This window comes from Pseudomonas sp. GW823-FHT02F05 (assembly GCF_058797315.1).
Window position 1 is genome coordinate 130,803 of the sequence record NZ_JBXAJM010000004.1, and the last position, 24,884, is coordinate 155,686.

At 60.8% G+C, this 24,884-nt stretch carries 16 protein-coding genes; 6 read left to right on the top strand and 10 right to left on the bottom strand.

Annotated features, from left to right (window positions below):
* Positions 1-3,897: a phosphoribosylformylglycinamidine synthase gene (gene purL / locus AC1RAC_RS07325; RefSeq protein WP_054897796.1), complete on the bottom strand. Its 3,897-nt coding sequence runs from the start codon at positions 3,895-3,897 to the stop codon at positions 1-3.
* A gap of 286 nt (positions 3,898-4,183) precedes the next feature.
* Between purL and mltF the strand changes: the two genes are divergently transcribed.
* Positions 4,184-5,644, top strand: a complete 1,461-nt coding sequence (mltF, locus tag AC1RAC_RS07330; protein WP_054897797.1) for a membrane-bound lytic murein transglycosylase MltF — start codon at positions 4,184-4,186, stop codon at positions 5,642-5,644.
* A gap of 136 nt (positions 5,645-5,780) precedes the next feature.
* On the opposite strand, the gene AC1RAC_RS07335 is transcribed toward mltF, so the two are convergent.
* The 5 genes from AC1RAC_RS07335 to treP form a co-directional block, all read right to left on the bottom strand.
* Positions 5,781-6,059: a PTS sugar transporter subunit IIB gene (locus AC1RAC_RS07335; RefSeq protein ID WP_089042370.1), complete on the bottom strand. Its 279-nt coding sequence runs from the start codon at positions 6,057-6,059 to the stop codon at positions 5,781-5,783.
* A 2-nt stretch (positions 6,060-6,061) separates the two neighbouring features.
* Positions 6,062-8,596, bottom strand: coding sequence for a phosphoenolpyruvate--protein phosphotransferase (ptsP, locus tag AC1RAC_RS07340; RefSeq protein ID WP_492616463.1), 2,535 nt, complete (start codon positions 8,594-8,596; stop codon positions 6,062-6,064).
* A 209-nt stretch (positions 8,597-8,805) separates the two neighbouring features.
* Entirely contained in the window at positions 8,806-10,026 is a 1,221-nt protein-coding gene (locus tag AC1RAC_RS07345; protein WP_054897800.1) for a maltoporin, read from the bottom strand.
* A gap of 166 nt (positions 10,027-10,192) precedes the next feature.
* Complete coding sequence (gene treC, locus AC1RAC_RS07350; RefSeq protein ID WP_054897801.1) at positions 10,193-11,839, bottom strand: alpha,alpha-phosphotrehalase; 1,647 nt, start codon at positions 11,837-11,839, stop codon at positions 10,193-10,195.
* 122 nt (positions 11,840-11,961) lie between these two features.
* Positions 11,962-13,404 carry a PTS system trehalose-specific EIIBC component gene (gene treP, locus AC1RAC_RS07355; RefSeq protein WP_034128010.1) on the bottom strand — a complete coding sequence of 481 codons (1,443 nt, stop codon included), beginning with the start codon at positions 13,402-13,404 and terminating at the stop codon, positions 11,962-11,964.
* Between the two features lie 254 nt (positions 13,405-13,658).
* Here treP and treR point away from each other — a divergent pair, with 254 nt between their 5' ends.
* The 3 genes from treR to AC1RAC_RS07370 all read left to right on the top strand — a co-directional run bounded on the left by treR (position 13,659) and on the right by AC1RAC_RS07370 (position 17,548).
* A complete protein-coding gene (gene treR, locus AC1RAC_RS07360) occupies positions 13,659-14,363 on the top strand; it encodes a trehalose operon repressor (protein ID WP_034128011.1) in 705 nt (234 codons plus the stop codon).
* Positions 14,364-14,377: 14 nt separating this feature from the next.
* The gene (locus AC1RAC_RS07365; protein ID WP_089042367.1) at positions 14,378-15,148 is read left to right on the top strand and encodes an APH(3')-II family aminoglycoside O-phosphotransferase; all 771 of its coding nucleotides are present in this window, start codon (positions 14,378-14,380) and stop codon (positions 15,146-15,148) included.
* Positions 15,149-15,475: 327 nt separating this feature from the next.
* Positions 15,476-17,548: a TerD family protein gene (locus tag AC1RAC_RS07370; protein ID WP_313042855.1), complete on the top strand. Its 2,073-nt coding sequence runs from the start codon at positions 15,476-15,478 to the stop codon at positions 17,546-17,548.
* A gap of 101 nt (positions 17,549-17,649) precedes the next feature.
* Here the strand turns inward: AC1RAC_RS07370 and guaA are convergent, their stop codons facing one another.
* The 4 genes from guaA to AC1RAC_RS07390 form a co-directional block, all read right to left on the bottom strand.
* Positions 17,650-19,227, bottom strand: coding sequence for a glutamine-hydrolyzing GMP synthase (gene guaA / locus AC1RAC_RS07375; protein ID WP_014719806.1), 1,578 nt, complete (start codon positions 19,225-19,227; stop codon positions 17,650-17,652).
* Positions 19,228-19,307: 80 nt separating this feature from the next.
* On the bottom strand, positions 19,308-20,777 hold the full coding sequence (gene guaB / locus AC1RAC_RS07380; RefSeq protein ID WP_034128014.1) for an IMP dehydrogenase: 1,470 nt from the start codon (positions 20,775-20,777) through the stop codon (positions 19,308-19,310).
* Positions 20,778-21,048: 271 nt separating this feature from the next.
* Entirely contained in the window at positions 21,049-21,597 is a 549-nt protein-coding gene (locus tag AC1RAC_RS07385) for a hypothetical protein (RefSeq protein WP_005791157.1), read from the bottom strand.
* 137 nt (positions 21,598-21,734) lie between these two features.
* Positions 21,735-22,502: a sulfite exporter TauE/SafE family protein gene (locus tag AC1RAC_RS07390; RefSeq protein WP_054897804.1), complete on the bottom strand. Its 768-nt coding sequence runs from the start codon at positions 22,500-22,502 to the stop codon at positions 21,735-21,737.
* 100 nt (positions 22,503-22,602) lie between these two features.
* Here AC1RAC_RS07390 and AC1RAC_RS07395 point away from each other — a divergent pair, with 100 nt between their 5' ends.
* Both AC1RAC_RS07395 and xseA read left to right on the top strand, forming a co-directional pair.
* The gene (locus tag AC1RAC_RS07395; protein ID WP_200584141.1) at positions 22,603-23,493 is read left to right on the top strand and encodes a LysR family transcriptional regulator; all 891 of its coding nucleotides are present in this window, start codon (positions 22,603-22,605) and stop codon (positions 23,491-23,493) included.
* Between the two features lie 10 nt (positions 23,494-23,503).
* Positions 23,504-24,883, top strand: coding sequence for an exodeoxyribonuclease VII large subunit (gene xseA, locus AC1RAC_RS07400; RefSeq protein ID WP_236280323.1), 1,380 nt, complete (start codon positions 23,504-23,506; stop codon positions 24,881-24,883).
* The last annotated feature ends 1 nt before the right edge of the window (position 24,884 follow it).

A 24,884-nucleotide genomic window follows, 5' to 3' on the forward strand; every position in this document is an offset into this window, starting at 1 on the left:
TTAGTTCACCCACACGCGAGCGTTGCGGAACATGCGCATCCAGGCGCCGTCTTCGCTCCACTCTTCCGGGCGCCACGAGTTTTGCACGGCGCGGAATACGCGTTCCGGGTGCGGCATCATGATGGTCACGCGACCGTCGCGGCTGGTAAGGCCGGTGATCCCGCGTGGCGAGCCGTTCGGGTTGGCCGGGTAGCTTTCGGTGACCTTGCCGTGGTTGTCGACGAAACGCAGGGCTACAGTGCCGGACAGGTCGGCTTCAAGCAGCGCTTCTTCGCTGCTGAATTCGGCGTGGCCTTCACCGTGGGCGATGGCGATTGGCATGCGCGAACCGGCCATGCCCTGCAGGAAGATCGAGTTGGACTCCTGCACCTGCACCATGGCGACACGGGCTTCGAACTGCTCGGAACGGTTACGCACAAAGTGCGGCCAGAACTCGCTGCCCGGGATCAGTTCGCTGAGGTTGGACATCATCTGGCAACCGTTGCACACACCCAGGGTGAAGCTGTCGTTGCGTTCGAAGAAGCCCTGGAACGCGTCGCGGGCACGGCTGTTGAACAGGGCCGACTTGGCCCAGCCTTCACCGGCACCCAGCACGTCGCCGTAGGAGAAACCACCGCAGGCAACCAGGCCTTTGAACTCGTTGAGGTCAACGCGACCGGCGAGGATGTCGCTCATGTGCACGTCGATCGCATTGAAGCCGGCGCGGTCGAACGCTGCTGCCATTTCCACCTGGCCGTTGACGCCCTGCTCACGCAGTACGGCAACCTGTGGGCGAATGCCCTTCTTGATGTAAGGCGCGGCGATGTCCTGGTTGACGTCGAAGCTGAGCATGGTGCTCAGGCCCGGGTTGTCTTCTTCCAGGATCACGTCGAATTCCTGCTCGGCGCAGTCGGCGTTGTCGCGCAGACGCTGGATCTGGTAGCTGGTCTCGGCCCACTGGCGTTGCAGCAAGCGGCGCTGACCGGTAAAGACCGTGTCGCCGTTGAAGGAGATATTGACTTCGCCGTTGTTGATCGGCTGGCCAATCACCGCCACGCACTCGGCCAGGCCAGCGGCGCTGAACTGCGCGAGCACGTCTGGGGTAGCGTCCTGACGCACCTGAATCACAGCACCCAACTCTTCGTTGAACAGGATGCCGTTGATTTCGGCAGCATCCTCGGCAACGCTGTCGAGCACGATGTTCAGGCCGCAGTGACCGGCGAAGGCCATTTCGACAACACTGGTCAGCAAACCACCGTCGGAACGGTCGTGGTAAGCCAACAGGTGGCCGTCGGCGTTCAGGCCCTGGATCACGGCGAAGAAGGCTTTGAGGTCTTCGGCGTCATCGACGTCCGGGGCCTGCTTGCCGAGCTTGCCGTGGGTTTGCGCCAGGATCGAAGCGCCCATGCGGTTCTGACCACGGCCCAGGTCGATCAGGATCAGGTCGGTGGTGCCCTTGTCCATGCGCAGTTGCGGGGTCAGGGTCTGGCGGATGTCAGTGACCGGCGCAAAACCGGTGACGATCAGCGACAGCGGCGAAGTGACGCTCTTGTCGGTGCCGTCTTCGTTCCAGCGGGTGGCCATGGACATGGAGTCCTTGCCCACCGGAATGGTGATACCCAGTTCCGGGCACAGCTCCATGCCGACAGCTTTGACCGTGTCGTACAGGCGCGCATCTTCACCTGGGTGGCCGGCAGCGGACATCCAGTTGGCCGACAACTTGATGTCGGACAGCTTGCCGATACGCGAGGCCGCAATGTTGGTGAGGGTTTCACCAATGGCCATGCGGCCCGACGCCGGAGCGTCCAGCAGGGCCAGCGGTGTGCGCTCGCCCATGGCCATGGCTTCACCGGTGTACACGTCGAAGCTGGTGGCGGTGACGGCAACGTCGGCCACCGGCACCTGCCATGGACCGACCATTTGGTCACGGGCAACCAGGCCGGTGATGGTGCGGTCGCCGATGGTGATCAAAAAGCTTTTGCTCGCCACGGCCGGGTGGTGCAGCACGCGTTCGATGCTGTTGGCCAGGTCCAGCGTGCTTGGGTCGAAATCATCGCCCAGCTCGCTTTCACGTACCGCCGAACGGTGCATGCGCGGGGCTTTGCCCAGCAGCACTTCCAACGGCATGTCCACCGGGCTGTTGCCGAAGTGGCTATCTGTAACCGTCAACTGCGGCTCGGCAGTGGCTTCGCCGACCACGGCAAACGGGCAACGCTCGCGTTCGCAGATGGCCTGGAAGCGTGCGAAGTCTTCAGGGCCAACAGCCAGTACGTAGCGTTCCTGGGATTCGTTGCTCCAGATTTCGTGCGGGGCCATGCCCGGCTCGTCGTTTGGAATGTTGCGCAGTTCGAAACGGCCACCACGGTCGCCATCGTTGACCAGTTCCGGGAAGGCGTTGGACAAACCACCGGCGCCGACGTCGTGGATGAAGCTGATCGGGTTCTTGTCACCCAACTGCCAGCAACGGTCGATGACTTCCTGGCAGCGGCGCTCCATCTCAGGGTTTTCGCGCTGTACGGAAGCGAAGTCCAGGTCGGCCGAGCTGGTGCCGGTGGCCATGGAAGAGGCCGCACCGCCGCCCAGGCCGATCAGCATCGCCGGGCCGCCGAGCACGATCAGCTTGGAGCCGACCAGAATCTCGCCTTTCTTGACGTGTTCTTCACGGATGTTGCCCATACCGCCAGCCAACATGATCGGCTTGTGGTAGCCGCGCACTTCATCGCCACGCGGGGTGGTGATGGACTGCTCGAAGGTCCGGAAGTAACCGGTGAGCGCCGGGCGCCCGAATTCGTTGTTGAACGCGGCGCCGCCCAGCGGGCCTTCGATCATGATGTCCAGCGCGGTGACGATGCGCTCAGGCTTGCCGTACGGCACTTCCCACGGCTGTTCGAAGCCCGGGATCTGCAGGTTGGACACGGTGAAACCGGTAAGGCCCGCCTTGGGCTTGGCACCACGGCCGGTGGCGCCTTCGTCACGGATTTCGCCGCCCGAACCGGTGGCTGCGCCCGGGAACGGGGCAATCGCGGTCGGGTGGTTGTGGGTTTCAACCTTCATCAGGATGTGCACCGGCTCCTGCACCGCGCCGTACTGGCGGGTTTCCGGGTCCGGGAAGAAGCGACCGGCGACGGAGCCGACGATCACCGAGGCGTTGTCCTTATAAGCCGACAAAACGCCTTCGCTGTGCATCACGTAGGTGTTCTTGATCATGCCGAACAGGCTTTTTTCCTGGCTTTGGCCGTCGATGTCCCAACTGGCGTTGAAGATCTTGTGACGGCAGTGCTCGGAGTTGGCCTGGGCGAACATCATCAGTTCGATGTCGTGGGGGTTGCGCTTCAAGCCGGTGAAGGCGTTGACCAGATAGTCGATCTCGTCTTCGGCCAGGGCTAGACCCAGCTCGGTGTTGGCCTTCTCGAGGGCGGCGCGGCCACCGCCCAGCACGTCAATCGCGGTGAGCGGCTTGGGTTCGGCGTGGCTGAACAGGCCGGCAGCCTGTTCCAGCTGGCTGACGATGATCTGGGTCATGCGGTCGTGCAGGCTGCTGGCGATCAGCTCGGCCTCGGCGTCGCTGAACTGCCCGGCGACGTAGAAGGCGATCCCACGCTCCAGGCGCTGGATTTTATCCAGGCCGCAGTTGCGGGCGATGTCGCTGGCCTTGCTCGACCAGGGCGAGATGGTGCCGAACCGTGGCAGAACCAGGAACAAGCGGCCAGTCGGCTCTTGAACGGGAACGCTTGGGCCGTACTTCAGAAGGCGTGCCAGCACTTGCTGTTCGTCGGCGGTCAAGACGCCGGTTACGTCGGCGAAGTGAGCAAATTCAGCGTACAGGCCTGTAACAGCTGGAACCTTCTGGCTCAGTTGCTCAAGGAGTTTGCTGTGGCGAAAGGCAGAAAGGGCAGGAGCGCCGCGCAGGATCAACATCTTCGGGACAGCCTCGGGAAGGGGTGTGCTTTGAGGCCGTGCATTCTAGCGTAAACCTTCGCCAACGGCACCCGAAACGCTACCGGTGGCCGCCGCCGAACGTCAGTTGGCACGCTTTGCCTGCAGTTACGGCGTTATCCAGGGTATTGGGCGCAGTTATTTTAACCGTCACAATCGCTCGCCAAGCCCCGTTTCTGCGGGCTGCAGCACAGTTTTACGCTGGCTAGCAGACAAGTGCGCCGCTGTCGAGATATGGCGCCGTGAGCCGTTTGCGTATACTGCGCAGATGTTCTTCCCAACTGTTTCGCGCCTGCGATGCGCCAAATGGCTCATCGCCACCTTGCTCTTCCTGATGCTCAGTGCCTGTGTTGATAAACCCAGCACACTGGAGCGAATCAAGGAGGATGGCGTATTGCGGGTGGTCACTCGCAACAGTCCCGCTACGTATTTCCAGGATCGCAACGGTGAAACCGGCTTCGAATACGAACTGGTCAAGCGCTTTGCCGACGACCTGGGGGTGAAGCTGGAAATCGAGACGGCCGACAACCTCGACGACCTGTTCAGCCGGCTGGGCAAACCCAACGGCCCGGTACTCGCCGCCGCCGGCCTGGTGAGCAGCGACCAGCGCCAGCAGCAGGTGCGCTTCTCTCACCCGTACCTTGAAGTCACCCCACAGATTATCTACCGCAACGGCCAATCGCGCCCCACCAACGCCGCCGACCTGGTGGGCAAGAAGATCATGGTGCTCAAGGGCAGCACCCACGCCGAGCAACTGGCGGCGCTGAAAAAACAGAACCCGGCCATCGAGTACGAAGAATCCGACGCCGTTGAAGTGGTGGATTTGCTGCGCATGGTCGACGAAGGGCAAATCGACCTGACCCTGGTGGACTCCAACGAAGTGGCCATGAACCAGGTGTACTTCCCGAACGTGCGCGTGGCCTTCGACCTCGGCAATGCCAGCAATCAAAGCTGGGCCGTGGCAGCAGGCGACGACAACAGCCTGCTAAACGAGATCAACAGTTACCTGGACAAGGTCGAGAAGAATGGCACCTTGCAACGCCTGAAGGACCGCTACTACGGGCACGTCGATGTCCTCGGCTATGTCGGCGCCTACACCTTTGCCCAGCACTTGCAACAACGCCTGCCCAAGTACGAGAAACACTTTCGCGCCTATGCCAAGGCCGAGAAAGTCGATTGGCGTTTACTGGCAGCCATTGGTTATCAGGAATCGCTGTGGCAACCCACGGTCACGTCCAAGACCGGCGTGCGCGGCCTGATGATGCTGACCCAGAACACCGCGCAAGCCATGGGCGTGTCCAACCGCCTTGACCCCAAGCAGAGCATCATGGGCGGCGCCAAGTACCTGGCCCGGATCAAGGATGAGCTGGACGACAAGATCGCCGAACCCGACCGCACCTGGTTCGCCCTCGCCGCCTACAACGTAGGCACCGGCCACCTGGACGACGCGCGCCTCCTGGCGAAGAAAGAAGGCCTGAACCCGAACAAGTGGCTGGACGTGAAGAAGATGCTGCCACGCCTGTCGCAGAAGCAGTGGTACAGCAAGACCCGCTACGGCTACGCCCGCGGCGGCGAGCCGGTGCATTTTGTGGCGAACATTCGACGTTACTACGACATTCTTACCTGGGTGACCCAGCCGCAGCTGGAGGGCAACCAGGTGGTGGAAGGCAACCTGCATGTGCCGGGCGTGGACAAGACCAAGCCGCCACAAGACACCCCACAACTCTGATCACGGCAGCCCGCACACTGCAAATCCCTGTGGGAGCCGGGCTTGCCCGCGATAGCGGCCTGACAGTCAAGGTAGTCGGCGCCTGACACACCGCTATCGCGGGCAAGCCCGGCTCCCACATGTGATCATCGTCGCCTTATAGGCCGGTGAGCAGATGGACTACCCCACCCGTCAACACCATCACTGCCGGTATACCCGCTGCCTTTAACGCCGACTCATCCAAACGCCCCGCCTCCCGCAACTGCACCCGCACCCGCGTGAGTGCCACGCGCTGCTGTGACGTGACGTTCCCCTCCCCGCCCAATGCACTCACCACATCGGCCGACAACAGGCTCGGCGTCGTCGGTGCGACCGTCTCGGCCACCAAATCAGGCGTCAGGGCTTTCCAGAACGCCCGCTGCAATTTCTCGAACATGCTCAGTGCTCCACGACAGGTGAGGTTTCAACGGTGGCCGCGTGGTACAGGCGCAGGGCCTCGCGCACTTGGTCGGCTTCTTCCAGGCCCAGCACTTGGCGGGCAATGATCTGGCAGTCGTGCAGGTCCAGTTCGCGCACGGTGGCCTTGATGGTGGGGATCAGCGGCACGCTGACCGACAGCTCATCCACACCCAGGCCGATCAACGCCGGCACCGCCAGGGTTTCGGACGCCAGCGCACCACATACGCCCACCCACTTGCCATGGGCATGGGCCGCCTTGACGGTGATGTCGATCAGGCGCAGGACGGCCGGGTGAAAACTGTCGGCCTGGCTGGCCAGGCGCGGGTGGTCGCGGTCCATGGCCAGGGTGTACTGGGTCAGGTCGTTGGTGCCGATGGAGAAGAAATCCACATAAGGCGCAAACACATCCGCCATCAGCGCTGCGCTGGGGACTTCGATCATGATGCCCAGCTTCGGTAACTCGGCCAGCCCGAGGGCCAGCGCCTCTTCTTCGAGCATCTTGCGCGCCAGATGCAGCTCCGACAGCAGGCTGACCATCGGCAACATGATATGCAGCCGCGCCAAGCCTGCACTGGCAAGAATCGCACGCAACTGTTCACGCAGCAGTTCGGGGCGTTCCAGGCACAGGCGGATACCGCGCAGGCCAAGGAATGGGTTGGTCTCGCTTTCCATCGGCACATAGGCCAAGGGTTTATCGCCGCCCACATCCAGGGTACGTACCACCAGATTACGCTCGGGGCCGAGGGCGCGGGCGATGGCGCTGTAGGTGTCGGCCTGCTCCTCTGCGCTCGGGGCACGGTTGCGTTCCAGGTAGAGGAACTCCGAACGCAGCAGACCCACGCCTTCAGCGCCCAGGGTCAGTGACTGTTCCACTTCCTGCAATGAGGCGACGTTGGCTGTGACCTCGATGTGGTGACCGTCGCGGGTGACCGCCGCCTGTGAGGCCTGTGCCACTTCACGCTGCAGCCGTAGCTTTTGCTGTTGACGAACCGCCTGCAGTTGCTCGATTTCAGCCAGGTTCGGCTCCAGCTGCAGCTCGCCTTTGTCGGCGTTGAGCAGTACCCGCTTGCCGTTGGCCAAGGCCAATACTTGACTGGGTACACCGCAAAGGGATGGCAGGCCGAGGGCCCGGGCGAGGATGGCCACGTGGCTGGTAGCGCCACCGGCGACCGTGACGAAGCCCAGCACTTTGCTGGTATCCAGGCCGGCGGTTTGTGAGGGGGTCAATTGTTCGGCGACCAGAATGGCGCACTCCGGCAGCTCCATGGAACGCTCCGGCACCCCCAGGATCAACTTGAGCACGCGCTGGCCGACGTCGGCCAAATCCGCCGCACGCTCAGCCAGCAGCGTTTTACCCAAGCCTTCGAAGAGCCTGGCGGTCGCCACCGTGGCCGTATTCCAGGCAAAGGCCGCGCTCTTGCCTTCGGCCAGCAGGCTATGGGCTTGTTCAAGCAGGGTCGGGTCTTCGAGCAGTTCCTGGTGGGCGCGGAAGATCTCGGCCTGGGCACTGCCGGCCGCCTTGGCCTGCAACGCTTGCAGCGCCTCGTTTGCCGCCCGCAGACCACGGGCCAATGCGGTACGTTCGAAGGTTTCTCCGGCACCGGCTTCGGGAATCTCAAGCGCCGGTTCAGCCACTTGGACAACCTGGCCAAACGCCGAGCCCGGCGACGCGCAGACGCCTCGCAACACGGACGCAGAAGACGCAGGCGTGGCGGGCTCGTTGATCGCCTCGACCGCTACCGGCAGCGTCTCGCCACAGCCGTCGAGCAGCAACGCCACCAGCGCCTGGATTGCCGCCTCGGCATCTTCCCCCGCCGCGCTCACTTGCACGCTGTCGCCCTGGGAGGTCTGCAGCGCCATGATCGCCACAAGCGACTTGGCATTGGCGCTCAGGGTTTGCTTGTGCAGGAAAATGCTGGAACTGAACCCCTTCGCCGCCTGGGCAAACACCGCCGCAGGGCGGGCGTGCAGGCCGCTGGCATTGGGCAATGTCACTGGCTTGGAAAACAGCGCATTGCCCTCTTCCTCGTCCACCTCAGCGGGCATCGGCCCCGGTGAGACCTGCACCAGAGGCTGGCCGGACTCCACCAGCGCCTGACCGGCCACCAATGGCACAAACGGCTCGCCGCTCACAATGAGCATCAAGGTCAGCAGGCTGCGTGCATTGAGCGCCACGTAATCGGCATCGAACTCGATCAGCGGCTGCCCGGCCTCCACCCGCTGGCTCTCCTCGACCAGCCGGGTGAAGCCCTGGCCCGCCAGGTTCACGGTGTCCAGGCCAATATGCAGCAGCACCTGCACTCCGTTATCGGCGGTGACACTGACGGCGTGTCCGCTGTCCTGAATATTGCTGATCACCCCGGCCAACGGCGCGCAGAGGGTGTGCGAGGTAGGGTCGATGCACAGGCCATCGCCAATCACGCGGCCGGAAAATACCGGGTCGGGGACCTGATCCAGCGCCAGCAAAACCCCGGACAAGGGTGCCAGCAGTTCCAGGGGTTGAGATGTGGTCATGACTTCACCTGTTTGTGTTGTTCTTTAAAAATCATTGAGCCGATGCAAGGTTGAGGATGACGAAGATCAAAGGTGGGAGCGGGCTTGCTGTGGCGAGCAAGCTTGCTTGCGCTGGGGTGCGAAGCGCCCCCAAAAGCCTGCGACTGCTGCGCAGTCGAGCGGGAGCAAGCTCCCTCGCCACAGCAAGCCCGCTCCCACACGAGCCCGGCTTACTTCCACCAATATTCGACCTGCACACCGACGTTTGACCCATGCCGCGCCGTGCCATAGGCGCCGGTGTCGGACAACGCCGAGCCCGCCGCCAGCTCATTGGCCGCACGCTTGGCCGCTTTGTTCCAGGACGCATAGGTGTAATACAACCGCACTTCCGGCCGCGCCCAGAACTCAGGACCTTTGGGCGACCAGGTCGGGGCGAAGGTAAATTTGCTCAATTTGCGCGTACCGCCGGTGGCCTCGACCTGATCGTGCCCCAGCTCAGTGACCAGTTTGAATTGCTCGCTGAGCGCATACGCAGGACGCACACCGAGCGACATCCAGTTCTGGTCCTGACGCCCTGGGCGCACATCTTTCTGGTACACCGCCTCGACTTGCCCGCCGAAACGCGGGGTCACTTGCCAATCAAAGAACTCCACGGCGCGGTAACTTTTGCTGCTTTTGTCCAACGTGGTATTGCCGGTGTAACCCAGACCGGTGCCGGGGCCTTCGCCGTACTGCAGGGCAAACTTGTTCTTGCCACCCAGGAAGGCCGCTTGTACATGCTGCGCCGTCAGCGCCCAGCCACTGTTGGTGTCACGCCCACCGGCCTTGGCGATGTAGCTCAAGCCAAGTTCCAGTTCGCCACCGGGGTTGGTCTTGAAACCTGCGACGTTGAAGTCGTGACGGGTGGCGTACTCCTTCTGGTACAGGTTGTCCTTGCGCGACAGGGCGTAGCTGTATTTCAAGCCGCCGATCAACACGTCCTCGATCCCGCCACCGGTGGCGCTCTGGTTCCAGTAGTAGAAGTCGGAAATATGGATGTCGTTACGTTTGTAGTAACGCCGCCCGGCCCACAGCGAACCGCCATTGAGACTGGGCAGGTTGGACCATTGCGCATACATCTGCGGCATGCGCGCCGAGCCATTGTTTTCACCCTGGAACTTCAGGGCACGGTCGTACTTGTTATAGAGGGAAGCCATGGCATCGACGCTGAACACCGAACCGTCATCGAGGGTCAGCAAATCCTGACGCAGTTCCAGCTCGGCGTACTGCTCGCATTCGTTGCCCAAGCGGTACTTGGTTTGCGCACCCGGCAGTTGGAAACATTGCTGCTTGCCGCTGCCCGTTGACGTGCCCGCGCCGCTGCGCAAATACCCGGCAAATTCCAGGGCTTGGGCGCCGAAAGGCACCGTGAGGCAGGAAGCAATAAGGCCCAGTTTTATTGTTGTTTTCATGAAGTGCTCCTTTTATTTTTATTGTTTTTTCTTGCTGTCTTGCGTGACGCGATCACCTGTAGGAGCGAGCTTGCTCGCGAAGAATTTGCAACCTCCACGCAACACCTGGAGGGGCGCGTTAGCGTTGGCGATCTTCGCGAGCAAGCTCGCTCCTACAGGGGGCATTTCAACCAGTCAGGTGCAGCACGAAGGATTCATAAGGGCGTAGCACCATCGTGCTCGTGCGCAGCGGGCAATCGGGGTAGTTGCTGATCAGAAGGCGTTGCTCGTTTGCGGCGTTGATCACGCCTTCGGGCAGTTGGATCTCGCACGACGATCCATAGAAGTTGTTGAGTACCAACAGGCGCTCGCCATGACCTTCACGCAGGTACGCCCAGACCTGGAGATGGTCTTGCAGCAACGCACGGTAAACGCCTTGCTGTATCAGCGGCTCGCGACGGCGCAGGTCGATCAGCCTGCGGTAGTGATGCAGCACCGAATCCGGGTCATCCATCTGGCTGTTGACATTGATCTGCGCAGCATTCGCGGGAATGCCGATCCAGGGTTCACCGCGGCTGAACCCGGCGTTCGCTTCGGTGCTCCACTGCATGGGCGTACGCCCGTTATCGCGGGACTTCTGCATGATCGCCGCCATGCTCGAAGCTTCGGACTCTCCCGCGTCGCGCTTGAGGCGGAAGATGTTCAGGGTTTCCACATCGCGGTATTGCGAAATGCTGTCGAAGCCGGGGTTGGTCATGCCCAGCTCTTCGCCCTGATACACATATGGCGTGCCCTGCAGGAAGTGCAGCGCCGTGGCGAGCATCTTGGCCGAGACCACGCGGTATTCGCCGTCGTCACCAAAGCGCGAGACCACCCGTGGCTGGTCGTGGTTACACCAGAACAACGCGTTCCAGCCGCCACCGGCCTGCATGCCCACCTGCCAGTCGGAGAAGATCTGCTTGAGTTGCAGGAAATCGAAATCGGCCTTCACCCACTTCTGCAGGTTCGGATAATCGACTTTCAGGTGATGGAAATTGAAGGTCATCGACAGCTCTTTCGACGCTGGATTCGAGTAGCGAATGCAGTGTTCCAGGCGGGTGGATGACATCTCGCCCACGTTGATCAGGTCATGGCCTTCAAAGACCTCGCGGTGCATTTGCTGCAGGTATTGGTGCACGTTCGGGCCGTCGGTGTAGAAACGGCGACCGTCGCTGTTGTCTTCGGGGAAATCGGCGGGCTTGGAGATCAGGTTGATCACATCCAGGCGGAAGCCGCCCACGCCTTTGTCGCGCCAGAAGCGCATCATCTTGAACACTTCGGCGCGTACCTTGGGGTTATCCCAATTGAGGTCGGCCTGGGTATGGTCGAACAGATGCAGGTAGTACTGGCCAGTCTGCGCTTCGTATTCCCAGGCCGAGCCGCCGAACTTGGATTCCCAGTTGTTCGGCTGGTCACGCCAGATGTAGAAGTCACGATAGGGATTGTCGAGGCTGCTGCGCGCCTGCTGGAACCATTCGTGTTCGATGGAGGTGTGGTTGACCACGATGTCGAGCATCAGCTTGATACCACGCTTGGCGGCTTCGCTGATCAGCAGGTCGCAGTCGGCCATGGTGCCGTAGCTGGGGTCGATGGCGTAGTAGTCGCTGATGTCGTAGCCGTTGTCGCGCTGGGGCGAGCGCAGGAACGGAGTAACCCACAGGCAGTCCACGCCCAGCCACTTGAGGTAGTCGAGTTTGTCCACGATGCCCAGCAGGTCACCGGTGGCGTTACCCGCGTGGCTGTGGAAGCTTTTGGGGTAGATCTGGTAGATCACCGAGTGTTGCCAGGTTTGCATGGTGGATTCCTTCAGTAGAGTTGGGTGTTGGCCCTTCCGGCCTCATCGCAGGCAAGCCAGCTCCCACATTTGAATGTGTTCACACATCACTGTGGGAGCTGGCTTGCCTGCGATAGCGATCTTCAGGCGACCCGGTAACCAGGCCGAACGATCTTCATGCTCAACATGCACGTCAGCGCAAACGGCACGACCATCGCCACGACCATGCCAATCACGAACATCGGAATGGCGCTCGGTACGATCGAGATAAACCCGGGTAGCCCACCGACGCCGATGGCCGAGGCCTGCACCTTGTTCAACGACAGGAAAATGCTGCCCAGCGCCGAGCCCAGCAGAGCGGCATAGAACGGGAATTTGAAACGCAGGTTCACCCCGAACATCGCCGGCTCAGTGATGCCGAAGTAAGCTGAAATGGCCGAGGTCGAGGCCATGCTTTTGTCCCGCGCATTGCGAGTCATGTAGAACACCCCGAGCGCGGCGCTGCCCTGGGCCAGGTTGGACATGACGATCATCGGCCAGATAAAGGTGCCGCCCTGGGTGGAAATAAGCTGCAGGTCGACGGCCAGGAACATGTGGTGCATACCGGTGATCACCAGCGGCGCATAGAGCAGGCCGAAAATCGCGCCGCCGATCATAGGTGCGATTTCAAACAGGGTGACCAGGCCTTCGGTAATCAGGATGCCGAGGTGACGCGTCACCGGGCCGATGATTGCCAGGGCCAGCACACCAGTGACCACGATGGTGGTGATCGGCACCACCAGCAGTTGAATGGCATTCGGCACCCGCGCCCTCAGCCACTTCTCGATCACGCTCATGACAAAGGCCGCCATCAGGATTGGCAGGATCTGCCCCTGGTAACCCACCTTCTCGATCTGGAACCAGCCGAAGATATCGAAGTACGGCAGGCTCTGGCCGTCGAGGCCGGCTACCGCCTTGCCGTAGTTCCAGGCGTTGAGCAGGTCCGGGTGCACCAGCATCAGGCCCAGCACGATGCCGAGGATTTCACTACCGCCGAACCGCTTGGCCGCCGACCAGCCCACCAGTGCCGGCAGGAACACGAAGGAGGTGTTGGCCATCAGGTTGATCAGGCTCCACAGGCCATCCAGATTCGGGTAGGCCTCCAGCAGCGTCTGGCCTTCGATGAACATGCCCTTGGCGCCCATCAGGTTGTTCACGCCCATCAACAGGCCGGCAATGATCAGCGCGGGCAGGATCGGCATGAACACATCGGAGAACACCCGCACCAGGCGCTGCATGGGGTTGGCCTTGTCGCCGCCGGCTTTCTTGACGTCGGCAATGGTCGAAGCGGCAAGGCCGGTCAGTTCGCGCAGGGCGGCGTAGACCTTCTCCACTTCGCCGGGACCGATCACCACCTGGAACAGGCCGCCGGTAAAGAACGAACCCTTGACCAGATCGACCTGGTTCAGGGCACTGCTGTTGACCAGGCTGGGGTCCTTGAGCGCCAGGCGCAGGCGGGTCACGCAATGGGCAGCCTGCTCAAGGTTTTCGCGGCCTCCGAGGTTGTCGAGGATCTCGCGGGCAATCGTTGAATAGTCGTGGCTCATGCTCGTTTTCCACTGTGATTGTTTTTATGGGTGGCAGTCGTTGGCAGCACGCCGAGGAGGGAAAAGTACTCGTCTGTACGAGTTAAATCAACAACTCGTCTGTACGAGTTACACTTTTGTTTATTCATACGATCTTTCCGTCAGGTTTTTCACCTACGGGCACGGGTGTCCAATGGACAAACCCAACCTCTGCCACTAAGGTTCCTGCCTTGAACGCGCAGTCCACCTTCATAACGCCGGGCAAGAGCCATCCCATGAGCAAATACAACCAGATCTATACGGATCTGCTTGCCAGCATCACCACCGAGCGCCTGCAACGCGGTACGCGCCTTCCCTCCGAAACCGAACTGATGGACGCCTACCAGGCCAGCCGTGGCACCGTGCGGCGCGCCATCGAGCAGTTGCAGGAACGTGGCTTTGCGCAAAAGATCCACGGCAAGGGCACCTTTGTGTTGTCGCCCAACCCGATCGAGTTCCAACTGGGCGGCATCGTCAGCTTCCACGAAACCCACGCTGACCTGGGCGATGATGTACGTACCGACGTGGTCGAGTTCACCCAGATCCCGTTGGAAGGCTCACTGCTGCAACACATCGAGGCCGAACCCGGCACCCTGATCACGCGCATCAAACGGGTGCGCCGCATCGGCGGCAAACGCGTGATTCTGGACATCAACCACTTCATCAGCGACCTGATTCCCGGCCTGGACCGCGACATCGCCGAGCAGTCGATCTACGCGTTTATCGAGCAAACGCTGCAGCTGCAGATCAGCTACGCGCAACGCACCATCGAAGCCCTGCCACGCAGCAAGGACGACCAGGCGCATCTGGATCTGGAGGGGCAAAGCCATGTGATTGTGGTGAGTAACCAGACGTTTTTGCAGGATGGAAGGCAGTTCGAGTACACCGAGTCGCGGCATACGTTGGATAAGTTTTATTTTTCTGATGTGGCGCGGCGCTGACGCCGGAGACAACGATGAATATTCCCCACAAATGGCGGGAACAATTTCCCCATGCACTGATTGAACAACAGGCCATTGGTGAATCGCGCGCTGACGTCTTTCGCCTGCGCCATGACGGCGGCACGGATCTGTTCCTGAAATCCGAGCTCCTGGAGGAACACAGTGAGTTGGCAGACGAAATTGATCGACTCAGATGGCTGCAGCAAATGGGTCTGCCTGCGCCTGTGGTCCTGGATGAAGTTACAGCGGCCCACCGCCATTGGTTGCTGATGACCACCGTACCGGGACAGGACCTGGCCAGCGCCAGCGAGCTTTCAGCCGAGCAAATTATCAACATCCTGGCGACCGCGCTGCGTACTTTGCACCAGTTACCCGTGGCACTGTGCCCCTTCGATCACTCCCTCCAGCTGCGCATCGCACGCGCACAGCAGCACGTCAGTGCCGGCCTCGTGGACGAGACAGACTTCGACGACGAGCGACTGGGGCAAAGCGCTGAGGATGTGTTTGCTGAACTGGTGGCGACTCAGCCAAAGACTCATGATCTGGTAGTGACCCATGGCGACGCTTGCCTGCCGAATTTCATGGCGGCAGAGGGTTGTTTCAGCGGCTTCATCGACTGTGGACGGCTGGGGGTCAGCGATCGGTTCCAAGACCTTGCCTTGGCAGCACGAAGTATTGAAAGCAATCTGGGGCTGGCATGGGTGAGGCCATTTTTTGAGGCTTATGGCGTTGAGCCCGATGAGCAGCGCATGAAGTTCTATTGTCTGCTGGATGAGTTTTTCTGACGCTGAGCGTACCGCCGTCCCCCCTGTTCAAGCCTGTAATGCCACCACCTAAGGACACAATGTAACCCTGTGGCGAGGGAGCTTGCTCCCGCTGGGGCGCAAAGCGGCCCCTCTTCTGCTGGCGAAGCAGCTTGTTACCGTTGAATTACGCAGCGACCTGACAAACAGATTCAACCTTTCGTAGAATGCCGCCGTGGCTATGGAACACCTTCCTTCTAACCTCCTATGACCTAGGGGTTTCGCTCTCCACACTGCGCCTGCTTCTAGCAGGCGTTTTTACTTCAACTGCAACGCGAGCACGACGGTGGCCAAGGGAGAAAATCTAGTATGAATCAGGGGTTGTTCCTGCGTCGCCGTAGCAAAGTTCACGTCCCCATCGGCACTGGCGGTGCCACGCGTGCGCAGGTCGCATCGGCGGTCCGGGAAGTCGCGGCGTTCCGATGTGTACTGTCAGAATCCCTGATTGAGCAAATTGCCAAGTTGTCAGCAACAGAACTCAAGTATTGGCTGCGCGAAATTATCGGCGTTCTTCGGCGGGAAACTGGCGCTCATGTACATCACAAACCCTTCTACCCTGACTTTCCAGAGCAGGTCCTGACGGCCTCAGAGGCGGAGTTGTACCTTAATGCCGTCATTCACTGCTTAACGCTATTACGTTTACCACCCACCGAACACGCTCGACCTGCGATGCTTGAAGGCAACTTCATATCCCGCGTTATCGAACCGGGAAGCGTCTCCGAGTTCGAGTCACTCCTCGAACCGCTGATTTCATCACGCACCTCGCTCTCCGAACAGGAAACTGCCGACGTCATCTGGTTTATTCGAAAGTATCAAAGCGATGTGTTTCGACTGCTGCCTGAGTCCGTGCCGTTTCGGGAGATCCGTGCACTAGTTGGCGGTGCACTTATCCTGCACGTAGCCGGCGATGCGCGGGTAGATACATTCCTGGAACGAAACGCCGAAACGGCGACAGACGTGCTACGGCTCGCTGTTGCGCTAAGTGGAGGAGACGTGTCACTGACGACAGCTTCGACACGTTTTAAAGCGATGAAGCGCTCAATGCGTCGCCTGCTGTTGCGCCTGCTCGACAAAACACTCAACGTTGCAGAAGACGTGATGCGGCATGCAGAGCGATGGAAACGCCTGGCTGAAGTACTGCATCCGGGCGACTATGCCGATAAGTACCCACGAGCGCTGGCCGCCATCACGGCAGCACGTCGCAACGAAACGCCAGACTCATTTGGATCACGAGTCGAAACATTGCTTGCCCAGCGTGACATCGCCGCGCTTACGCCCATACTACAAAACCGCCCAGGCGAGTTCGCAAGACGGCTGGACGTGACCCTTCGGCGTGCAACGGCACCAGAATCGGTCCTCGACGCGTTCGAGGCGGTTGCGGCACAAGTGTCCTCACCTGTTCTGCTGCAGTTGCTGGCTCAGGTACGCGCTCCTCGCCCACTCCCCCTGCGAGCATTCACACCCAAAGGCGCACTCGCCAAAGTCTACGCAATCAAGGATCGACGCGAACCTCTAGCCCCCAACGTGTTGGCTCGTGCAGCCACAATCTGTGAGAACGCTCTCGTAACGCGTTTTGCGTCACTACCGCCGCTAGGTCGCTGCTTTATCGATCCAGTACTACGCGAGTACAGGGTACCGCTGGCGCAGCGTGCCTCATCGAAAGCCCTGCGCACATTGGTGCGGGGCAGTCGGCTGCCTATACCTGACACCCGCTTCATTCGCCTGTTCCTCTGGTGGAAGAACGGCCATGGGCGTACAGATATCGACTTGTCCGCTGCATTTTTCGACGCCAACTTCGTGTTCATAGAAACAGTCGCTTACTACAACCTGAAGAGTTTCGGCGGCTACCACAGCGGCGACATCGTCGACGCGCCCGATGGAGCTTCAGAGTTCATCGACCTCGACCTTGATGTTCTCGTAGAGAAGGGTATTCGCTACGTTGTTACCTCTATCAACTCATACACCGAGCAGCCTTACTGCGACCTTCCAGAATGCTTCGCTGGCTGGATGGCTCGCGTCGATACGGCGTCAGGTGAAGTATTCGAGCCAAGCTCCGTGTTCGACCGTATCGATATCGCATCCAACACAGGGATCTGCCTGCCATTCGTAATGGACTTGCAAGAGCGACGCATAATTTGGGCCGATCTGGGGCTCACATCATCTCCGAGGTGGAACAACGTCGAGAACAACCTCAGCGGGGTGTCCTTGATGCTGCGAGCTTTAATACATACACCAAGGCCGGATTTGGAGACGCTATTCGACTTACATGCTCGAGCGCGGGGAGAAGGCGTAGCCTCATCGCAGTTGGCACAGACGGTGTTTGCGCCTGATCAAGGGATAACACCGTTCGATACGGATTTGATTCGATCACAGTTTCTCTAATATCTACGCCAGAATTTGCCAACGCCAAAAAGCCAAAAGCCCGCAATTACGCGGGCTCTAGGGCATTTCTTAGATCGTGCCGGACAATGCCGGACGTCCCATCATTCCCACTCAATCGTCGCCGGCGGCTTGCTCGACACGTCATACGTCACGCGCGAGATACCTTCGATCTCGTTGATAATCCGGCCGCTGACCGTCTCCAGCAGTTCGTAAGGCAGGTGTGCCCAACGCGCTGTCATGAAGTCGATCGTCTCTACGGCACGCAGTGCAACAACCCACGCGTAACGGCGGCCATCGCCTACGACGCCAACCGATTTCACCGGCTGGAACACCACGAACGCCTGGCTGACCTTGTGGTACCAGTCGGCCTTGCGCAGTTCTTCGATGAAGATGTGGTCGGCGCGACGCAGCAGGTCGGCGTACTCCTTCTTCACTTCACCCAGGATACGCACGCCCAGGCCCGGGCCTGGGAATGGGTGGCGGTAGACCATGTCGTACGGCAGGCCCAGTTCCAGGCCCAGACGGCGGACTTCGTCCTTGAACAGTTCGCGCAGCGGTTCTACCAGCTTGAGGTTCATCTCCTCAGGCAGGCCGCCCACGTTGTGGTGGGACTTGATCACGTGGGCCTTGCCGCTCTTGGCGCCGGCCGACTCGATCACGTCGGGGTAGATGGTGCCCTGGGCGAGGTATTTGATGTTGTCCAGTTTGTTGGACTCGGCATCGAACACGTCGATGAAGGTGCGGCCGATGATCTTGCGCTTCTTCTCCGGGTCGGACTCGCCGGCCAGGTTGTTGAGGAACTGGTCCTCAGCGTTGGCGCGGATCACCTTGACGCCCATGTTCTCGGCGAACATGGCCATCACTTGCTCACCTTCGTGCAGGCGCAGCAGGCCGTTGTCGACGAATACGCAGGTCAGCTGGTCGCCAATGGCCTTGTGCAGCAAGGCGGCCACAACCGAGGAGTCAACGCCGCCGGACAGGCCAAGCAATACGTTGTCAGTGCCGACCTGGGCGCGCACTTGAGCGATGGCGTCTTCAGCAATTTTCGACGGGGTCCACAGGGCTTCACACTCGCAGATGTCGAGGATGAAACGCGACAGGATGCGCCCGCCTTGCTTGGTGTGGGTCACTTCCGGGTGGAACTGCACCCCGTAGTAGCGACGCTCATCGCTGAACATGCCGGCAATCGGGCAGCTCGGGGTGCTGGCCAGGATGTGGAAGTCTTCCGGCATTTTGGTGACCTTGTCACCGTGGCTCATCCAGACGTCGAGGCCGAACAGGCCGTCGGCGTCGATGTGGTCTTCGATGCCGTCCAGCAGGCGGCTCTTGCCGACCACGTCCACACGGGCATAACCGAATTCACGCAGCTCGGAGCCTTCTACCTTGCCGCCCAGTTGCTCGGCCATGGTCTGCATGCCGTAGCAGATGCCGAATACCGGCACACCCAGGTCGAATACCGCTTGCGGGCAGCGCGGGCTATTGGCTTCGTGAACGGACTCGGGGCCACCGGCGAGAATGACGCCTTTGGGTGCGAATTCGCGGATCGCTTCATCGTCCATGTCGAACGGATGCAGTTCGCAGTACACGCCGATTTCACGCACGCGGCGGGCGATCAGCTGGGTGTACTGGGAACCGAAGTCGAGGATCAGGATGCGGTGGGCGTGAATGTCGAGGGCCATGAAGTCAGTCTCGTCTAATGAATCAGAAACAACTCGGGGCTGAAGAACAGCCCCGGTTACTTAACGTTTTGCTGGAAGCCTCAACCTACACGGTAGTTTGGCGCTTCCTTGGTGATCTGCACGTCGTGGACATGGGATTCAGCCATGCCGGCGCCGGTGATCCGTACGAACTCTGGCTTGGTGCGCATTTCTTCGATGTTGGCGCTGCCGGTGTAGCCCATCGAGGAACGCAGGCCGCCCATCAGTTGATGGATGATCGCGCTCAGGGTGCCTTTGTACGGCACACGGCCTTCGATGCCTTCCGGTACGAGCTTCTCGGCGCCTGCCGAAGAGTCCTGGAAGTAACGGTCGGAAGAGCCTTGCGCCTGGGACATGGCGCCCAGCGAACCCATGCCACGGTAAGCCTTGTACGAACGGCCCTGGAACAGTTCGATCTCGCCCGGTGCTTCTTCGGTACCGGCGAACATCGAGCCCATCATCACGCAGGAGGCACCGGCTACGATGGCCTTGGACAGGTCACCAGAGAAACGGATGCCACCGTCGGCGATCAAGGGTACGCCAGTGCCTTCAAGGGCAGCGGCGACGTTGGCGATGGCGCTGATCTGCGGCACGCCCACACCGGCGACGATACGCGTGGTGCAGATGGAGCCTGGGCCGATACCGACCTTGACTGCATCGGCGCCAGCTTCGGCCAGGGCCTTGGCGGCAGCGCCGGTGGCGATGTTGCCGCCGATCACCTGCACTTCAGGGAAGTTCTGCTTGACCCAACGCACGCGGTCGATCACGCCTTTGGAGTGGCCGTGGGCGGTGTCGACCACTACCACGTCAACACCGGCAGCGACCAGCGCCGAGACGCGATCACCGGTGTCTTTACCGGTACCGACAGCAGCGCCAACGCGCAGACGACCTTGGTCATCCTTGCTGGCCAGTGGGTAAGCCTTGGCTTTTTCGATGTCGTTGACGGTCATCATGCCTTTGAGGGCGAATTTGTCGTCGACGATCAGCACGCGCTCGATGCGGTGCTTGTGCAGCAGTTCGCGCACATCGTTCTTGTCGGCGCCTTCCTTGACGGTGACGAGGCGCTCTTTAGGCGTCATCACTTCGCGGACGGTGACTTCAAGGCGGTTCTCGAAACGCACGTCACGGGAAGTGACGATGCCGACCAGGTCGCCATCGTGCAGCACCGGGACGCCGGAGATGTTGTGCATACGCGTGAGTTCGAACAGGTCACGCACGGTGGCGTCAGCTTCGATGGTGATCGGATCTTTCACCACACCGGCTTCGTAACGCTTGACCTTGCGCACTTCGGCAGCTTGCTGCTCGATGGTCATGTTCTTGTGGATGATGCCGATGCCGCCTTCCTGAGCCATGGCAATGGCCAGACGGGCTTCGGTGACGGTGTCCATGGCAGCGGAAACCAGGGGAATATTCAGCTCGATGCCACGGGTTAGGCGGGTCTTGAGACTGACTTCGTTAGGAAGCACCTCGGAATAACCGGGCACTAGGAGAATGTCGTCGAATGTCAGAGCTTCTTGGCTGATACGCAGCATCGCGGGGGCTCCCGAGCGGGAAAATGGAAGCGCGCCATTATATACATGCACCCTGCCGGGCTCAATGTAAAACTCTGACAAACTTGGTAATACTGATAGATGGGTAATTTCATCGCCCCGATCATTCCCATGCTCCGCGTGGGAATGCCTCTGGTGACGCTCCGCGTCGCCTTGGGGCAGGATTCAAAATCTCCGACAACAACGGGACGCGGAGCGTCCCATGCGGCGTTGCCCACGCGGGAGCGTGGGAACGATCGTGTTCGGCAAAAAGTTACAGTTCGACTTTGACCCAGCTCATTTTTTGATCGAGCCAATCGGCAAACTCGTCGATAAAGCTCTGTTTGAAGCCCGCCTCCGCCCAGTTGTTGAAAATGAATCCCAGGTTGGAAAACCCGCATTCCTGCAGGAACAGAAAGCCATTGATGTCGTCTTCATGCCCACATAGCGGGCAGGTGAAGTTATCGGTGTGGCCAGGCATCCAGTCTTCCAGGCTTTCAAACAGCGCCTCGCCGACTTCCTTGAGGCACTCCGGGCAGCCCGCTTCTTCGAGGAACCCCTTGGCCGGCGTGTAGATGCAACGCTTGTAGATGATCTCCAGGCCATTGACCGGCTCGTTGAACGGCAGCGCTTCGGGGTGCAGCACCACCGCGCGGGCACCATCGGCCAGGGCGTAGCCCATGCGGTTGCCGGTACGCCCGCAAGTGGTGAGCTCTTCCTTGATGATGTTCTTGCGCACCAGCCAGCGCACAATCGCCCGGGCGCGGGGTTCGTGGACCGGCAAGGTGGAGATTTTCGGGACAAGGATGCTTTGGGAGTTCATGGGAGTCCTGCGGTGTGGCTATTGGCGCCATCGCGGGCAAGCCCGGCTCCCACAGGTGATCGCATTCCAATGTGGGAGCCGGGCTTGCCCGCGATGACGCCCGGGAGGACGGCAGCTTAATCCCTGAAAAAATCAGGTCAAGTACTCAAATACCGTCCGATCAACGCAATACCGCTGGCCAATACCAGCCAGGTCACCAACCGCACGAACGCCTCACGGGACAGCCGCATCGTCAGCCTGCGCCCACACCACAACCCCAGGGCCATCGCCGGCAACAGGCAAACCGCCAACATCAATAACGGCAAATCTGCATACACCCCGGCAATCAGGAACAGACTCAAACGCACGACCGTGCTGCAACTGATCAGCGCGCTTTGCGTAGCCCGCGCAGCGTCCTTGGGCAAACGGCTGTTCAGGTAAATCGCATATAAGAAGCCGCCACTGCCGAATAGCGCCCCAAACAGGCCGCCAACGGTGCCCATGGGAATCGACCAGCCCGCCGCCAGCTGAGTCGGCCTTGCTTTCACCGCCAGGCTGTAAATCGCGTAGGCGCTGATAAACAGCCCCATCAATAACAGCAACAGGTCCGAATGCAGGTTGAGCAAAAACACCACGCCCAGGGTGCAGCCGATGGCCATGCAGGGCAGCAACCGCAACAGTTCCGGCTTGTTCACATCGCGCCGCGTTTGCAGCAGGCCGCCAAACGCCGCGACAAAGTCCAGAAGCACCAGCAACGGGATGATCTTCGACAGCGGCATGAATAAAATCAGGATCGGCCCCGCCACCAGCGCCGTGCCGAACCCGGCAATGCCGAACACGATATAAGCCACCGTCACGCCCAGGCCGATCACCAGCCAATCAATACCGCCGAAAGTCCACTGGCTCATCAGCTCAACCGGGCTCATGACTTATTCCTTCTATTGAGATGCCGTTCACTTTAGCCATCGGCAAGGGTTGCGACTAATATCTTCCAGGCTCGCTACTCATCTCAAAAAGGCATGACTCTTGATCTCCACCCGGCAACTGCGTTATTTCGTCGAAATCGCCGACAGCGGTAGCTTCAGTGCTGCCGCCGAGCGCCTGTTCGTGGCGCAATCAGCCTTGAGCCGGCAGATCAAGGAGCTTGAATCTCAACTGCAAACCCCACTGTTCGAACGCACTGCACGCCAGCCAAGGCTGACGGCCGCCGGCGAAGCCTTCTACCCACGGGCGCGCAACCTGCTGAGTGAGTTGCTCAAGGCCAGCGACCTGGCGACACAAGTGGGCCAGGGCCAACTCGGCACCTTGCGCCTGAGCCATTCGAGCACCGTGCCGATGAGCGGCGCGTTACTGCAAGGCATCAGCACGTGGCTGGAGCGCTGCCCGGGTGTGTCGATGGATATCGTCAAACTCTCCTCCGAAGCCCAACTGGAGGAAATCGTCGAGGGCCGCCTGGACGTCGGCCTGCTGCGGTTGCCGGTGTTGCGCCAGCGCGAAGGCGTGCGCGTGGTGCCTTGGTACACCGAGCCGTTGGCGCTGGCAGTGCCTGCGGGTCATCCCTTGGCACGCGGCAACGCAGCGGTCGAGTTAATGCAACTCAAGGATGAGGCGTTTATTTCAATCCCCCACCCTCAGCGCGGCGGGCTGAGCTATCTGTCGGCTGAATTGTGCATGCGTGCAGGTTTTTTCCCCAAGGCGGCGCGGGTAATGTCGCGCAAGACCACGCAGTTGCAATTGATCCAGGCCGGTTTCGGGATTGCCCTGTTACCAAAATCCATGCAGGACATCGCCCCGCCCAACCTGCAATTTTTGCCCCTGGCCGATCCGGACTGCCACAGCACGGTAGCCCTGGCCTGCGCGCAAGCGCCGAACGCGCTGGTGGAGCAATTCTGTCAAACCCTGCACGAATGCCTATAAACTGCCGCCCATGATTAAAGATCCTTTTGCCCGCTTGGGCCTGGACCGCGAAGTCCTGACTGTCAGCCAGCTCAACGGCCGCGCGCGGGTGTTGCTGGAAGACGTGTTCACCAATATCTGGGTGGAAGGCGAGATCTCCAACCTCGCCCGCCCGGCCTCCGGCCATGTGTATTTCACGCTCAAGGACAGTGGCGCCCAGGTGCGTTGCGCGCTGTTTCGCAATAACGCGGCGCGGGTACGTCAGGCGTTGAAGGATGGCCTGGCGGTGAAGGTGCGCGGTAAGGTCTCGTTGTTCGAGGGCCGCGGCGATTACCAACTGATCCTCGATACCGTGGAGCCGGCCGGTGATGGTGCGCTACGCCTTGCCTTCGATGCACTGAAGGAAAAGCTGAGCGCCGAAGGCCTGTTCAGTGCCGAACGCAAAGTGGCGCTGCCGGTGCATCCTCGGCGCATCGGCATTATCAGCTCGCCCACCGGCGCGGTGATTCGCGACATCATCAGCGTGTTCCGCCGCCGCGCGCCGAATGTTGAACTGACCCTGATCCCTACCGCCGTGCAAGGCCGCGAAGCAATCCCGCAGATCGTGCGGGCGCTGAAACTCGCCGACGCCCGGGGTTTCGACGCGCTGATCCTGGCCCGTGGCGGTGGCTCCCTTGAAGACTTGTGGTGCTTCAACGAAGAGGTGGTGGCCCGCGCAATTGATGCTTGCGTTACCCCTATCGTCAGTGCCGTTGGTCATGAAACCGATGTGTCCATCAGCGACTTCGTGGCGGACGTCCGCGCCCCTACTCCCTCCGCCGCCGCCGAGTTGCTGGCTCCCGACGCCAGCCATCTGGTGCGTCAAGTGGAAAACCTGCAGCGCCGCCTGGTGATGCTGATGCGCAACCGCCTGAGCCACAGCCGCCTGCGCCTGGAAGGCATGGCCCGGCGCCTGCGTCACCCGGGCGAGCGCTTGCGCCAGCAGGCCCAGCGCCTGGATGACCTGGACATGCGCTTGCGCCGCGCCTTTGAGCGTAGCCTCAATACCCGTCGCGAGCGCTTGATCCGCCTGGAAACCCGCCTCGCCGGCCAGCACCCCGGCCGTCAACTGGCACTCTTGCGCCAGCGCCTGGACAGCTTCGCCGAACGCCTGCCCCGCGCCATGCGTGAAGGTCTCAAGGCTCGGCGTCTGCAACTGCAGAGCCAAGTGCAGACATTGCAGGTGGTCAGCCCTCTGGCGACCCTGGGCCGCGGCTACAGCATCCTGTTGGACGAGCGCGGCCAGGCGATTCGCAATGCCGCACAAACCCACACCGGCCAGCGCCTCACCGCGCGCCTGGGTGAAGGCCAATTGCAAGTGCGGGTGGAAGACAACCACCTGACACCCGTCACCCTTTCATTATTGGATTGAT